Source organism: Chlorobaculum sp. 24CR (genome assembly GCF_004118635.1).
Taxonomy (GTDB): domain Bacteria; phylum Bacteroidota; class Chlorobiia; order Chlorobiales; family Chlorobiaceae; genus Chlorobaculum.
In genome coordinates this window covers 46,993-62,441 of sequence record NZ_SDGU01000002.1, presented here as the reverse complement: position 1 = coordinate 62,441, position 15,449 = coordinate 46,993, and the positions used below count along the sequence as shown (strand labels likewise).

General features: G+C 49.7%; 13 protein-coding genes. 6 read left to right on the top strand and 7 right to left on the bottom strand.

The window, feature by feature from the left end; genetic code table 11:
- Positions 1–56: 56 nt before the first annotated feature.
- From EST62_RS00345 to EST62_RS00330, 4 genes are all read right to left on the bottom strand, one after another.
- On the bottom strand, positions 57–1,409 hold the full coding sequence (locus tag EST62_RS00345; protein WP_129050127.1) for a tetratricopeptide repeat protein: 1,353 nt from the start codon (positions 1,407–1,409) through the stop codon (positions 57–59).
- 107 nt (positions 1,410–1,516) lie between these two features.
- Positions 1,517–2,629, bottom strand: a complete 1,113-nt coding sequence (locus EST62_RS00340) for a mechanosensitive ion channel family protein (protein ID WP_129050126.1) — start codon at positions 2,627–2,629, stop codon at positions 1,517–1,519.
- The gene (locus EST62_RS00335) at positions 2,630–3,829 is read right to left on the bottom strand and encodes an NAD(P)/FAD-dependent oxidoreductase (protein ID WP_129050125.1); all 1,200 of its coding nucleotides are present in this window, start codon (positions 3,827–3,829) and stop codon (positions 2,630–2,632) included.
- Positions 3,830–3,972: 143 nt separating this feature from the next.
- Positions 3,973–4,503 (bottom strand): gamma carbonic anhydrase family protein, encoded by a 531-nt coding sequence (locus EST62_RS00330; RefSeq protein WP_167599082.1) that lies wholly within the window; start codon positions 4,501–4,503, stop codon positions 3,973–3,975.
- Between the two features lie 243 nt (positions 4,504–4,746).
- Here EST62_RS00330 and EST62_RS00325 point away from each other — a divergent pair, with 243 nt between their 5' ends.
- The 6 genes from EST62_RS00325 (at position 4,747) to EST62_RS00300 (ending at position 10,206) form a co-directional block, all read left to right on the top strand.
- On the top strand, positions 4,747–5,268 hold the full coding sequence (locus EST62_RS00325; RefSeq protein WP_167599081.1) for an SH3 domain-containing protein: 522 nt from the start codon (positions 4,747–4,749) through the stop codon (positions 5,266–5,268).
- 168 nt (positions 5,269–5,436) lie between these two features.
- Complete coding sequence (gene lptB / locus EST62_RS00320; protein ID WP_167599080.1) at positions 5,437–6,171, top strand: LPS export ABC transporter ATP-binding protein; 735 nt, start codon at positions 5,437–5,439, stop codon at positions 6,169–6,171.
- 851 nt (positions 6,172–7,022) lie between these two features.
- Positions 7,023–7,295 (top strand): RNA-binding protein, encoded by a 273-nt coding sequence (locus EST62_RS00315; RefSeq protein WP_129050122.1) that lies wholly within the window; start codon positions 7,023–7,025, stop codon positions 7,293–7,295.
- A gap of 122 nt (positions 7,296–7,417) precedes the next feature.
- Positions 7,418–8,830, top strand: a complete 1,413-nt coding sequence (locus EST62_RS00310; protein WP_129050121.1) for an HD domain-containing protein — start codon at positions 7,418–7,420, stop codon at positions 8,828–8,830.
- A 275-nt stretch (positions 8,831–9,105) separates the two neighbouring features.
- Entirely contained in the window at positions 9,106–9,432 is a 327-nt protein-coding gene (locus EST62_RS00305) for a YtxH domain-containing protein (protein ID WP_129050120.1), read from the top strand.
- Positions 9,433–9,435: 3 nt separating this feature from the next.
- A complete protein-coding gene (locus EST62_RS00300) occupies positions 9,436–10,206 on the top strand; it encodes an alpha/beta fold hydrolase (protein WP_129050119.1) in 771 nt (256 codons plus the stop codon).
- 228 nt (positions 10,207–10,434) lie between these two features.
- Here EST62_RS00300 and EST62_RS00295 read toward each other — a convergent pair whose 3' ends face one another.
- The 3 genes from EST62_RS00295 to EST62_RS00280 all read right to left on the bottom strand — a co-directional run bounded on the left by EST62_RS00295 (position 10,435) and on the right by EST62_RS00280 (position 15,439).
- Entirely contained in the window at positions 10,435–12,369 is a 1,935-nt protein-coding gene (locus EST62_RS00295; protein ID WP_129050118.1) for a UvrD-helicase domain-containing protein, read from the bottom strand.
- The gene (locus tag EST62_RS00290; protein WP_129050117.1) at positions 12,351–14,432 is read right to left on the bottom strand and encodes an ATP-dependent endonuclease; all 2,082 of its coding nucleotides are present in this window, start codon (positions 14,430–14,432) and stop codon (positions 12,351–12,353) included. The genes EST62_RS00295 and EST62_RS00290 overlap by 19 nt, the downstream gene beginning before the upstream one ends.
- A 791-nt stretch (positions 14,433–15,223) precedes the next feature.
- Positions 15,224–15,439 (bottom strand): addiction module protein, encoded by a 216-nt coding sequence (locus EST62_RS00280; protein ID WP_129050116.1) that lies wholly within the window; start codon positions 15,437–15,439, stop codon positions 15,224–15,226.
- Positions 15,440–15,449: the final 10 nt, after the last annotated feature.

Sequence of the window (15,449 nt, the reverse complement as noted above, 5' to 3'; positions counted from 1 at the left end):
AATATCAATGAACCACTGCTTTTGCGGGCAATATTGCCTTGTTTCGATGTCGCTGGTCAGAAGAATATTTCAAATCCCTCTTTTTCGAGGTGGCCTAAAGACATAGCAACATTGAACTGGGCAAGCTTGTGCCCGTACTCTGCCGCGAGCTGCCACCATTTCAGCGCCTCTACTTCATTCTGTTCTATACCGTCACCATTTGCATACATCACTCCGAGGTTATATTGCGCCTCTGCAAAACCAAATCTGTCAAGCTTTAGCTGAGATTCACCATCCCAGCATTCGATTTGCCCCTGAAAAGACTTCACGTCTCTCTGTCCGGCCGCAAGTCGCCACCACTTGACCGCTTCAGCACTGCTTTGCTTGACTCCCCGACCTTTATTATACATAACACCTACACTGTACTGAGCAAATGCGCTCCCCTGCTCAGCAGCAAGTCGAAACAGCCTTAATGCTTCGGCATATTGACCATTGCCCTGCGTGTATAACATTGACCCAAGTAAACACTGGGCCTGAACAAAGCCTTGTTGCGCGGCTAATTGAAACCATTTTTTCGACTCTGAAACATCCTGCGTAACACCTTGACCTTTAGCATACATTTCTCCAAGAGCGGATTGCGCCAATGCATAGCCTTGTTCCGCCGAAAGTTGAAACCACTGTGCCGCTTCGGTCTCGCTTCGCGCAACGCCCCGTCCACTCGCATACATGGTTCCGATATAATATTGAGCTGGTGGGTACCGTTTCTGTGCAGACAAACGCCACCATTGTAACGCAGTGGCATCACTTTTTTCGACACTCTGGCCGTTTAAATAAGCCGTTCCAACATTGAATTGAGCTTCTGCATCACCTTGCTCGGCAGCCAACCGCCACCACTTGACCGCTTTGACATAATCCTGTTCCACACCTTTGCCAGAGGCATACATCAATCCCAGATTGTATTGCGCAGCCGAATACCCCTGCCCGGCAGCAAGCTGCCACCATTTCACCGCTTCGGCATCATTTTGCTCTACCCCCCGCCCTTTGGTATAGGATACACCGAGAGCATCTTGCGCTGGTGCATATCCTTGCTCAGCAGCAAGGCGAAACCATTTGACGGCTTCGGCCTCATTGCGTTCAATACCAAACCCTTTGGCATAGGATACGCCGAGATCGTATTGCGCGGGTGCATATCCCTGCCTGGCAGCAAGGCGAAACCATTTGACGGCTTCAGGGTAGCTCTGTTTTACACCCTTGCCCAAAGCATACATCACCCCGCGATTGTATTGGAACACAGGATTACCCTGTTCAGCCTTATGCTGTATGTCCGACAAACTTTTTGCGCTGTCTTGAGCACAGCCTGCATTAAAACAAAAAAACACGCCAAGCAGAACAGCGCTGAGTGACGAAAGAAACAAGCGTTTTTTCTTCATGATTGTAGGGGTATTTTTTAGAACCGATGCTCTGTTGAGCAGCAAAAAACAGAAAGCCACCTCGCCTCGACCTATCAGAATCAAATATTCTCAGTCATTCCCCAACCCTACTCCTCAACGGCAGAAGAAGCGGCGGCGGCGACGCTGGGGGCTCCGCCTTCGAACTCCATGCGCACTTTGGGCAGGCCGCCGGGGTAGTTGATGCGGATGAAGTCGATGAGGCGCTCACGCACCAGGCAGCGAAGCTCCCAAAGGTCGGAGGAGTTAGCCGCGCTCATGAGGGCGCGGAGTTCGACGGTTTTGTCGGTGGCTTTGGTGACCTGGAGCCGCACGACGCGCTTGTCCCAGAGGGGCGTGGAGGCGACGATGGCTTCGAGCTTCTGGCGGAGCGTTTCGACCGGAATGGCGTAGTCAACATAGAGGAACACCGTGCCGAGCAGCTCGGTGGAGCTGCGCGTCCAGTTCTGGAACGGCTTGTCGAGAAACCAGGTGATGGGCACGATCATCCGGCGCTGGTCCCAGATCAGCACCACGACGTAGGTCAGCGTAATCTCTTCGATGCGCCCCCACTCGCCCTCGACAATCACCACATCGTCGATACTGATGGGCTGGGCGATGGCGATCTGGATGCCCGCGACGAGGGTGCCGAGGCTTTTCTGCGCGGCGAAACCGAGGATGACGCCCGCAATACCGGCGGAGGCGAGGATGCTCAGGCCGACCTGCCGAACCGTGTCGAAGGTCATCAGCACGCCCGACACGGCCAGCACGATGATGAGCGCGTTGACGATCTTGCGGGCCAGATTGATGTTGGTGGCCACCTTTTTGGCAGCAATTTCGCTCTGCTTGCTCCGCGACCGGTAATGCGTCAGAACGAACTGTTCGAGCACGGCGAGCGTCCGCATGATGAACCACGCTGCGGTGACAATCGAGAGGATCAGGAACAGATGCTTCAGCAGCCGCACAGCGGCGTCGGGCAACTGGGCGTAATCGAGAAACACGGCCAGACCGGCAAGCACGACAATCAGCCTGAACGGCCAGTAGAGACGCTCGAACGGAAGCGCGTCGGCGACTCCCTGCTTGCGGAAAAACGCTATGCTTCTTTTAAAGAGGGTGTTGGCTCCGAGAGAGAGAACGACAGCAAAGAAAGCAAACAGAATCGGGCCGAGCCAGACTCCGAAGAGTGACTCAAGTGTACCGGCAATCGTTGCTGTCGCATTCATTCAGCGCGAAATCTTCATGCGGTCGAACTCTTCGCGGGAGCGGCTGACGCAATCCTCGATGGCCATGCCGCCGTAGTAGTTGCCGGTCATGTAGAGGTTGCGCACGTTGCCGAGGAGTTGATCGGTCTTGTCGGCCCACTCCTTGTGGCCGAGGCGCAACGACGGCACCACATTCTTTTTGTTGACCGCGTGCTGAATCTTCGAGCGGGTGATGCCGAGCACTTCGGTGATGCGCTTCACTTTGGCGCTCTCGTCGAGGCCGGGGCGGAAGTGGAAGGCGAAACCGCGGAAATGCTCGTCCGGCACGGTGTCGCGCGACACCATCGAGAAAAAGTTGTCGTTCGGCGAAATGATCGCCGCCACCGGCTTGAGCGACACGTCGCTCTTCTTCACCACCACGCCAACCGAATCGACATCGGCATACCGGAGTTTGGTGAAGTGGTCGGCAAGCCCCGGATTGATGTCGTGCACCAGTCGCGCCGCCGGAGCCGAAGGAAGCGCGATGACGAGCGCGTCACCGGAAAACTCCTGGCCATCGGCGGTTTTGACGACATACCTGCCGCCGGAGTGCGCCACCGACTGCGCGGGCGAACCGGCGCGAACCTCGATCCCCTTCTGGTCGGCAATGGCGCGGGCAACGCCCTGCAAGCCTGTCTTGAAGGTGTAGTTCTTGAGCACATCCTTGCGCTTCTCGCGGCTCTTGAACATCATGTCGGCGGGGAAATCGTCGGTCGGCTGCGACGGCACCGCATTGAAGAAGTGGCTCACCGTGTTGCGGTAGTTGTTCTCGCCAACGATTTTCGAGTAGTACGAGCGCACCGACATATTCTCCTTCTTGAGGGAAAAGATACTCGGAACGTGACGGAGCAGTTCGAAAATATTGAGGCCGGACATGATCGACGACACCTTGCCGTTCTTGAGCAGCGTGAAGGGAACTTTGGCGCGGGGAATGAGCGTATCCATGATCCCGCAAGCCTCGACGATGCCAAGCAGGTTCTGGTAGGAGCTGTAGCAGGTGTGCGCGCCCATCTCCAGCCAGAATTTGTTGCCGTTGTTCGAAAACTGCGGAGAGGAGAACGAACCGCCGACGGCCGTCTCCTTTTCGATCAGCGTGGTTTTCATGCCGGCCTGCGAACAGTAGAATGCCATGCTGAGTCCGCTGATGCCGCCGCCGATGATGATTACCTCTTTTTGCGCCATGAGAAAGCTGGTGAAAGTTCGATTGAAAAATGATTTGTAATGTAGCGAAATGATTGCAGAAAAACGTAACGGGCTTTACCAGGGGCACTCAAAAGCAGCGCCAACCCGCGCGATCCGACTGATCGGTCGCATAAGTACAGATGTTACCTTCCCTCGTAGCCCTCTTCGCGGTAATGCTGCACGTAGCGCACGTAGTTTTCCGGCGACTCGGCGATGTTCCGGCGCTCCTCTTCGGTAATCGGGCGAATCACCTTGGCCGGAACTCCGGCGACAAGCATTCCCGTCGGCACGCGGAAGCCCTGCTTCACCAGCGATCCGGCGGCCACAATCGACCAGGGTTCAACGACGCAGTGGTCGAGCAGCGTGGCGCTCATGCCGATGAGCACGTTATCTTCGACCGTGCAGGCGTGCAGCGTGGCGGCGTGACCGATGGTGACGTTGCTGCCGATCACGAGCGGGCCGGTGTCGTGCGTCACGTGCAGCGTCGCGTTGTCCTGTACGCTGGTTTTTTCGCCGATGGTAATCGGGCACACATCGCCCCTGACCACGGCGTTGAACCAGACGCTCGAATGCGCGCCAATCTTGACGTCGCCAATGACGTAAGAACCTTCAGCCAGAAATACGGACTCGTGAATCTCCGGGTGCGCTCCCCGGTATGCCATGACCTTTTTCATAACGACAGATAGTTGAGATTTTCGACGATGCAAATTCAAATTTGACGTTACCGCTTTTTGGCCCGACTTGAAAGCGAGGCGTGAAAAATGATGGGCAAATCGATGGCGACTCGCGCTGCTTTGAGTTTTCGATAAAACCGGAAAAGAGTGATATCAGGGAAAGAGAAAATCTTTACCACCCCTCGACCCGGCTGTCAATCAATCAGAAATAACCTTATCATGGCAGAGGACAACAAACATTTTTTGACATCACTGCCCGGTATTCTGACCGGAATTGCCGCTGTAATCACCGCCGTCGCCACGCTTCTGGTAACGCTCAACAACAAGCCCGACCTGCCGCCTGTCAACCCCGACCCACCGGCAGGTCAACAGGCTGACCCGCCACCAGACACCACCGCAGCGACGCCGCAACAGCCGGGCGCCGGAACGACAACGCCGCCAGCCACCCAGCCGGATGAGCCGTCACATAACACCGTCAGGCCACTGATACCGCCACTGAGGATCGCCGATGACCGGCTCACCATCCGGCCCCAATTGCTGACAACGCTCGTTGCGTTCAATCTGAGCGCTGTTCTCGACGATCCTCATGGATTCGCATACGTTCACAGCGCAAAGTCATCATCCAGCAAAATTGTCGCGAAAATCAACAGCAACGAAAAATTCTCCACCTATAACCAAAAGAGCGAAGCGTGGTGGAAGGTCAAAACGGCCAGTGGCCAAACCGGTTACCTCGAAGCCAGCAAAATAAAAGTGCTGTCTGACTAACGGACGGCTCATCTGCTCTTTGCGTTTGCCCGGTATGTCCCGGCGATAGCGCGGAATAGTTCGCCAGATCAAAATGAGCAAGATGATCGTTATATTTGGCGAGCCGGGCGCCCCTGAAAAAGGCTTCGGCAACGATGGTCAGACGAATAAAATCTTGATGTGCATACCATGGGTTCGATACTGAGCTGTACCAATCTGAAGAAGATTTACAACAAGCGCGAGGTGGTCAAAAGCTCGACCCTCCAGGTCAGGCAGGGCGAAATCGTGGGCCTGCTCGGCCCGAACGGCGCGGGCAAAACCACCACGTTTTACATGATCGTGGGGCTGGTCAAACCCGACGCGGGCCAGGTGCTGCTCGACCAGGAACAGATCACCGACCTGCCAATGTACAAGCGGGCGCGCAAAGGGATCGGCTACCTGCCGCAGGAGGCGTCGGTGTTCCGGAAGCTGACCGTCGAGGAGAACATCCTCGGCGTACTCGAATTCACCTCGCTCTCCAAAGCCGAGCGGCTGGAAAAGACCGACCAGATGCTCGAAGACCTCAGCATCTCGCACATCCGCAAAAGCATGGGCTATTCGCTGTCGGGCGGCGAGCGCCGCCGCACGGAGATCGCCCGCGCCCTGGCGCTCGACCCGCGTTTCATTCTGCTCGACGAACCCTTCGCGGGCGTCGATCCCATCGCCGTGGAGGACATCCAGCAGATCGTCGAGGGCCTCGTGCAGCGCAACATCGGCGTACTCATCACCGACCACAACGTCCACGAAACGCTCTCGATTACCAACCACGCCTACCTGCTCTTCGACGGCAGCATCTTCATGCAGGGCACACCCGCAGAGATCGCCGAAAACGCCGAGGCCCGCAAGATGTACCTCGGCGAAAAGTTCACGCTCGACCGGTACTGAGCGAGCCGGTTGGCAAGGCCGGATTTCAGACCGATGGTGGCGGGAGGGAGCCATAATGGCTGAAACGCTGAGCTTCAACGCCTTGTTGCAAAAAGAGTGCCCGCTTTTCTTCACACTCTAACCCTGCGACACACGCGAGGTGGCCTCAAAAGACTATCCGGGATACCGTTATTTTGAGGATAATCGTTTGTTCCTCTATGAGTCATTCCGCCCCGGCCACGGTCAGGAGAAAATCCGTTTTTTTCGCGCGGCACGATATTTGACTGATCGGAAATGCTTTTACGTGGCTTTTCCGGACTCTTCGCTCGACGTTGTTGGCATCTTAAAAAAATCGTTCCTCTCTCTTCTTTTTGAGACAGCCTCATGGCCCGATCAACATCTTTTTTTTGCGCTTTCCTGAATTTCCGGACGCCGCCGGAGCCTCAAAGCTCCCCTCAGGTTCACCAGGAAAAAAGGATCGCTGCCGCCGCTCGACCTCTTACTACTGCTTCGGCGATTATAACCCTCAAATAATTGCCCCATCCCAAAAGCTTTCCGGACAGGATTTATGGATAAGGCATAATAAATAAAGGCTTTAGTGAAATCCTTCCCGGCGACGGCGATTGCGAATGTTTTTTGCCGGAGTAATGACCGTGACATCCATTCATCCATCTGGATAACGGCTGAAGCTCGTTGATCCCGGCATCCGCATTCCCGGCAATCGGGAGATCACTTGGGCTTGTATGATTGAACAATAAGAAGTAAATTATCGGTCAGACCAATGGTTGGTCTAAATGCTTTCAAGTGATTTGTGCTTTTGATTATTTGGCAGCTAATCTTTTTCTATAAAAGCACTTATTCATTAAATAAATATGAATATTTACATTGGGAATCTTGACTACGGCGTCACTGAAGCGGACTTGAACAACGCATTTGGTGAATTTGGAACGGTATCCAAATCGAATGTTATCACGGATAAATTCACTGGCCGTTCAAAAGGATTCGGATTCGTTGAAATGCCTAATGACGCAGAAGCCACCGAGGCTATCTCGAGCCTGAACCAAACCGAGCTGAATGGCAGAAAAATCAGCGTGAACGAAGCCAGACCGCGCGAAGAGCGTCCGGCTTCCCGTCCGAGGTACTGACCCGCCGCTTCCAAAAGCAAAAAAAAGCCGCAGCAACAAAACTGCGGTTTTTTTTTGACCCTCTTTTCTCCGCAGGAAATTCGCTGCGTATCTTGAAAACCATCGAAAACAAACGAATTCTCATGATCGCCGAGCCCTTCCTGTTCCGCTCCGAAGGCGGCTTCATCCGCATCCCCATCTGGGGCCACATTCCGCTGAGCGCGCCGCTCAAAAAAATTCTCGCCCATCCGTCGTTCCTGCGCCTCAAAGGCATCCGCCAGCTTTCGTTCGCCCAGCAGGTCTATCCCGGCGCGAACCATACCCGCTTCGAGCACTCGATCGGGGTTTATCATTTGATGAAAATGATCTTGCAGCGCATGGTGAGCAATCCGCTGGCGCTTGAATTGCAAAGCGAACGCTTGCAGTTCGACGACGAGACCTGCCGCACGTTGCTGGCAACCTGCCTGTTGCACGACATCGGCCACTATCCCCACGCGCATGTACTGGAGGAGATCACCCCGGCGGGCGACCGTTCGGCAGTGTTCGCGCACCACGAATCGCTCACCGGCCAGTTCCTGAACGAGGAGCATCACGGCTCGCCCTCCATCGCCGCGATTCTGCACGACGACTGGCGGGTCGATCCGGGCGTCGTGACGGAGATCATCGCGGGCAAGACGGCGCACCCGCTCGGCAAGCTGGTGAGCGGTACGCTCGATCCCGACAAGATGGACTACCTCATGCGCGACGCGCACCACTGCAATATTCCTTACGGCAGCATCGACATCGAGCGGCTCATCGAGTCGTTCGTGCCCGACCCGGAGCGGCGGCGGCTGGCGATCACCGAAAAAGGGATCGCGCCGCTCGAAAGCCTGCTTTTCGCCAAGTACATGATGATGCGCAACGTCTATTGGCACCACACCAGCCGCACCTTCGCGGCGATGCTGCGCCGACTCTTGCAGGAGGTCGCCGACGATGGCCGCCTGCCAGCCGCTGCCCTGCGCGAGCTGTTCTACTTCAACTCCGACGACCGGGTGCTCTACGAACTCGAACGCTTGATCCGCCACCTCGGCCTTCCGGCGGCGGAGCTGCTCGACGCGATTCTGGAGCGCCGCGTCTATAAACGGGCCATGACCATCCGCCCCTACTCCGGCCCGGAGATGGAGATCGATCCGGTCTGGTTCGCCTACAGCGCCGACCACTGCCGCCGCAAGGAGAAGGAGCTGGAAATCTGCGATCTCGTCGGCAGAAAAACCGGCAAACGGCTCGCTGGCCACGAGGTGCTCATCGACGCGCCCGCCTCGAAGGATGTGTTCGACTACGACGACTTCCGCGAACTGCGCGTCTGGCCGACCAAGAGCGAGCATCGCCACATGGCCCAACCAACCGACGCGAACGGCTACATCCGCTTCGACGATTTCCGCGAATCGGTGTTCGGCTCGGACTTCATCCTCTCCTTCGAGCGCTACACAAAAAAATTCCGTGTGCTCTGCCGCCCCGACCTGATCGAAACGCTCTCCGGCCTCGAAGCGGAGGTGCTGGAAATTTTGCGGGGGTAAAAATTGCAGGCCGGGGAAAGAACGAGAAGGTCAGCAGGGACACAAAGGAGGGCAAGGACGATGGGCGGGGCTGATGCGCAAAAACCGGTCTCTTGCATTCAGGAAGGTTTTAACCCTCCGGACATTCAGCACTCTTCCATTCACATTGCCCCGGCTTTCAAGCCGGGGAACAGATTCCTCCCCCGCCCAATCCCGATTCAATGGGGATGAACCTTTTTAGCGCCTGCCTTTTGTTATATTCTTACGGTAAACTTTCCAACCCAACTCCTTCGATCATGGAAAATCAGGATAAATACTACAAGGGACTGTTTTTCGGAGCCGTTCTCGGCGCGGCAGTCGGCACCATCATGGGACTGCTTTTCGCTCCGCGCAAGGGCGAGGATACCCAGATGATCATCAGCGGCAAGGTCAAGCGAGCCATCGACCGGGCTACCGAGATGTACGAGGAGTCGGAGAGCGACACGGCGTACAGCAACGAGGCCAAGCGCCGCTCGCAGGAGATCATCGACAGCGCTCGCGACGAGGCCCGCAAGATTCTCGACGAGGCCAACACCATCATCCGCGACATTCGCGGCAGCCAGTCCAAAGCGCAGGAGAACTGAGCCATGCTGACCTTTACTGGAGCGGCGGGCGGAGACGCCGGTAACGTGTTGCTTTTGCACGCTTTCCCGGTTTCGGCACAGATGTGGGAGCCGCAACTCGCCCCGCTCGCCGAGTCGGGCTACCGGGTCGTCGCGCCGTACGTCTATGGCTTCGACAGTTCGCCGTCGCGCCCTGGATGGAGCATGGAGGATTACGCCCGCGACCTTGCCCGGCTCGTCGAAGCGCTCGACTGGTCGAGCGCGACCGTCGCTGGCCTCTCGATGGGCGGCTACCAGGCGCTGGCATTTTACCGCCTCTTTCCGGAGCTGATCGATTCGCTGGTGCTTTGCGACACGCGGGCCAACGCCGATTCGCCGGAGGTGCTGGCCGGGCGGCAGCAGTTCAGAAATGCGGTGATGGAGAAGGGATCGGAAGAGGCCGCCGCGAGGATGGTGCCGAACTTTTTCGCGAAGGAGAGTTACGCCTCGAACCAGCCGCTCGTCGAGAAAACGCGGGAGAGCATCGTCCGCCAAGCGCCGGAGGAGATCAGCGAAGCGATGCGAGCCATCGCCGAGCGGAAGGATTCGACGGAGCTGCTGACCGAAATCGCCTGCCCGGCGCTCATCATCAACGGCATGGAGGACACCGTCACCACACCGGAAGTCGCCGCCGGAATGCACGCCTTGATTCCCGGCTCAAAGCTCGAACTGATTCCCGAAGCAGGCCACCTCTCGAACCTCGACCAGCCCGCGATGTTCAACGGCATATTGCTGGAGCATTTGCAAAGTCTGTAAAAAAGAAGAACCCCCAACCGGTGTGGACTGGTTGGGGGGGTTGCGTTTCTTCCCCTGTATAACGAACATTCTCACGCTAAAAAAACTTATTTTTTATAACGTTTTGGGTATTGCCGAAGGCGGGGAGTTTAGCACTGACGCCTAATAGAAATACCACAGTATTTAGTAATTAAGTTCAATCGAAGCCGTTCAGCCCCGCTTTTGGCAATACCTTGTTAGCTGTAGGCCTTATCTATCAATATCAATAACATTACCATCTCCAAACCATACTTTAGCTTTAGCTATTACTTGCGGTTCAGGGTTATGAAAAAAAACTGCTAAATTTTCCTTAGCCCTTGTACAACAAACATAAAATATCTTTTGAGTTCTATCCAATACACTTGCCGAGCCTGTTTCCAAAAAAAGATTTCCGAAATTGTAATTGTTCCATCCTCCGTTATCTAGTATCACCAGAACATTATTAAATTCAGCACCTTTAGTTTTATGTTGTGTTGAAAACGGTGTTTGCCCTTCTAAGTATTCATATAGTTTTTGAAATTCACTAAACTTGACATCTTTTACACGATTGTACAAATACTCTTTCTTATCCCTAAAGTCAATTAGTTTATCATCAATCAAACAAATACCTTTTTCATTAGCATCATTAATTACGTCTTCAATTGTTTTTTCTCCAACATCCACAAGGCTTTCCATATTTTCTTTTAATGCCCTTTTACTTGCTATGCTTACTATCCTAAAACGATAATCAGTGGCTCTTAAAAACTCGTTATATCTTTTATTTTGGTACAGTGAAATATTAGTTTGAATTTTAAATAAGTGCTTTATCAGATTATCCCTTTTTGAACCTTTTTTATTCTCATCATTTTCGTCTTGCTTTTTGTCATCAATAAGAGCATCTTTATTCAAATAAATTTTTCTTACTACCGAAAACGACTTATCCTTTAATTGGTTATAAAGTTCTGCTTTTAAAGGGTCGGCCAAAATAATATCCTTTTTTAGTTGCTTCTGCCTGTTTTTTAATTGAAACTTATCTACAACAACATCAAAAGTATCATCGTCATTGATTTCGATTTCCGGCTTTTTGTTTTTCTTGTTGTATTTAATCTTTTCAAGTATTTCAAATTTTAAACCAATAATGGGGTCATCATCATAAATATCCATTAAAGTTCTAAAGCCAGCTTTGCCTGCTATTAGATTGTGAGTAAGGTTCAATTCCTTTGTTTCTTTTGCATTATTGAAATCCCAGCCATAATTTTCTTCCAGGAATTTTTCAACCTTACTAATATCTCCATCCGTAGAATGTAAAAACAACACAGTGCCTTGCTTTACTATACCTTCAACCATATTAGGTGCTTTAGGGTCAGTGGAAGGTCCTTGTGTTATTCCGTCAGTTCTAAGTTTATTTGCTAAATCAATTACGAGTTGAGGGTTTCTTCTATTTTGCTTTTTGGGAATTTCATTTACACTATCGGCATCGTTTCCCTTGTAATCATCTAAATTCCCAATACCATCTTCATAAATTGATTGCATCGCATCGCCAAAAAAACCAATAATATTTTTCCTTTCACTTTTCTTAAAATGAGTAAGAAAGGTATCTACAACAGCTTTGCTTGTATCTTGATACTCGTCAATAAAAATGAATTTGTATTTATCTTTTACTATACTACTCAGCTTGGGATATTTCTCGAACAGGAAATTGGCGACAATAAGTAATTCATCATGAGAAATTATCCCTTCACGCAACTTTACAAATTCTTTGTATTGTATTCCATCAGGCAAAAGGTCAAAATAGGTATCGGGAATGGGATGTACATCCTCAATTGAAATCTTGCTAACTTCTTCATTATTCGCCAAAGAAATGATAGCCTCTTTAAGCTCCTTTTGAAAGTGTTTTATATTATCCCATAAGAAGTCGTGAATTGTAGATACGTTAAGGTTCTTATGGTTTACTCTTTCTTCAATTTCCTTTACAGCTGCATTGGTGTATGTCATGCAGGCAACTTTTGCTGTTGGATGTTCGACAATTACCTGACGAATGACACTTACCAGTGAATAGGTTTTGCCGCTCCCGGCTCCACCACTCAAAAGGAAATTTCTTCCACTATCAATTGATTTAAAAATTTCCTGTACTTCGGGTTCCAAAACTAATCTTCCTTCAACCATAATAAACCATTTTTGATATATGCAGGAATATTCCAGTTACTAAAATTCTCGTCACTATGATATAAAATATCCAATGCAAAATGAGTTTTCTTCTTGATACAGGAACCCGCCAACTCATAAGGACTTTTGGTGTCATCATCAAAATAGGAGGCATTTTTCAATCCTTGAAAGGTTCCTTTACTGCCTTTTACAAATTCCCTATTTAAATGAATAAAAGCATCTTCAAAACTTCTTGCATGATAGGTATTCTCTTCTTGTTGATAGCAAATACAAACTGTAGAACTTCCTATTAAGATTGTTCTGTTCCCAACAGACAGTGTTTTTAAATCATTCCAAGCAACTTCTTTTAAAAAATGATTGATTGCAGAATTGCTTGTTTTTGTTCCCTCATTAACGGGGCAAGCACCCCAAACATCTTGCCCTTTTTCATCTTGTTTTATAACTTTAATGGCATCAATATCCGTTAATATCAAAGATTTAATACCTAAAAAATCAATAAATTTTTCAAAGATTTGAGAATACGCCCCCACTTCAATTATTGATATATTTTGGGATAATAGCGGAAGAAAAGTATCATCTTTACCTTCTGCCGTCAGGCGAGCAGCTTCTTCCAAATCAACTTTTCGCATAAAGGTTGGTATCAATATTCTTTCCGTATCACCTTCAATCAAAACGACTTTATCAGCAAAGAAAATTTCAGCCCGGCTTATTGTTAAATATTGTTTTAGAAATTGATATTGGCTTGGGTCGGCATCATACTGTTTTCTTAAATCGGAAAGGTTCTTTGCGACAACATTATTTTTGTTTTCCGATTTCAAGTATTTAATATCATCAAAATCACTATCTGCAACAATGTGGGACGAATGGGTTGTAATGATATATTGTAGCTGTCTTTTTATTCCGTCATCACGTTTAATGCCTTCGGCAAGTAATTTCTTTATATTCTTTATAAAAACATACTGCATTTGTGGATGAGTATGGGCTTCCGGTTCTTCTATAATTAGCAAATTAATGTCTGCTGGCCTTTTGTCTTTATCTCTTTTGAAATCTTGGACAAGAATTTCAATTTCAAAAATCATACTTATAAGGTTCATGTAACCTAAACCATTGTAATGTTCGGGTAGTTTATGGTCGTCATGGGTATATACTACGGTTGTATTTCCTTCAAGTAGTTCCCGATGTTGCAGTGTTGAAATTATTTCTATATCAGTATCGTTTAGTTTTATTCCTCCGAAATCCTGTACTTTTTTAATTACATCACTGAACAGGTCTTTGTATATTTCGCTTAATGTACTATCAGTTTCAGAAAGCTGGTCTTTAAAATTTTCAGTAGCTAGATTTTTATCGCTGTTATCCTCCTGCTTTTTATAAAGACTGGATGTTTGTTTTGATAAGGTATTTTCCTTCTCCTTATTGGTTACATCTCGTCTTGCACTAATGTATTTGAAACCAATTATATCTTTGATAGCAATACCTTCACTTTCGAGGTCTATAAAGTTAGTATCATTGACTTTTTTAGTAACCATGTCATACTCAAAAGACATCTTGTGAGTACGAAAGTAGTTGTCCAATCCTTGCTTTAAAAAATCTTTAATCTCGCTGGGTTTATTTTTCTTTTTTGCGTCAACTTTCGCCTTTTCATTCGCTTCAAAAGCTGCATATTCGGTTTTGATTTTTAAAAAATCAGTGTAGCTTGTTGTATATTCAAATCCCAATACAATTTTGTTATTGTCCGGGTCTAAATCCATCAAAACCCTACTAACATTTGACAAATCATCTTTCTCGTTGTATTCAACAAATATTTTTAGCTTGATGCCTTTAGGTGTAAATTCTTCGGGAATAGCCCCTGATTTTATAAGAACTTCTAATTCGTTTTTGAAATCAATATTAAAATCATCATAAGAAAACTTACTTTTTTCGTTCAGGAACTTGTCAAGAACGGAAAGGATTGAGGTTTTTCCCGTATTGTTTTTCCCGATAACTAAGGAGAGGTCTTCCTCCAAATCCATTGAAAAATTCTTTAGTAGGCGAAAATTTTCAACTTCAATTTTTATAATCTTCATAATGGAATATATTTACTGATAGAGTGCGGCCTTCGGCTTACTGCCAACTTGTTTATCAGCGCTACTCTATTGCGCCTTACATGCCATATTGGACGAATAAGCGCTACAAAGTAGCGTGTTATTGCCCTGCGAGGTCTTGTTGCCGTTATTACAAATCATCGAATGGGCTTTTAATCTGCTGTAAACTTTTTTACCCCCAATCCCCCCATCAAAATCCGAAACAGCCCAACGCCAACGGCTCCGGCGAGCACAATGCCGTTGTGACAATTCACCCCGGCTTTCGAGGGTCGTGATCTGTGTGATGGAACTTGCGTGAGGCATTTGCTGTGGGGGAAAGGTGATACTACCTTGTACTTCAGCTAACACATTTTATGAAGGTAAAAATTTTGTACCGCCACGCCAACAAATTTGGGAAACTCGCCGCAGGATTTCCGTGTTGATCCACCCCCAGAAACGCAAAAAACCCCGACCAGTTTTCACCAGTCGGGGGTGAATGAAACGCTATACGATCCTGTCACGATAGTGCTTGGGGTCTCTGTGAAGATGAGCAACTGCCGTGACAAGGATTTCCTCCTGCTCTTGCACGTAGAAGAGGGCATAAGGAAAGCCTTTCAACATACACCGTCTTGTTCGTCCGCCTACTTTCGGCCACGCATCGGGCATGAACAATATCCGATCTATGGAAGCCGATGTCTCCCTGAAAAAGCGATACCCCAAACCCGGCAACTGATAATCGTAGTACTTAACGGCTTCATCCAGTTCAAACGAAGCTGTTTCAATGAACCGGGCCTTCAACGTTCGTAACGTTTTCTGATTTCATCCCAATCTTCAGCCTGAAGCTCGCCGCGCTTGAAAGCATCATAGCGAGCCTCTGATTCGGCTACCCATTTTTTCTCGATTTCAGGATCGGGCTTATCGAGGCTGTGCAAAATAGCCTCCACCAGCCGGACTCTCTCCTGCGGATCGAGCACAATGGCTTTCTTCGCCAGTTCCTCTACAGATTCCATCCTGCGCCTC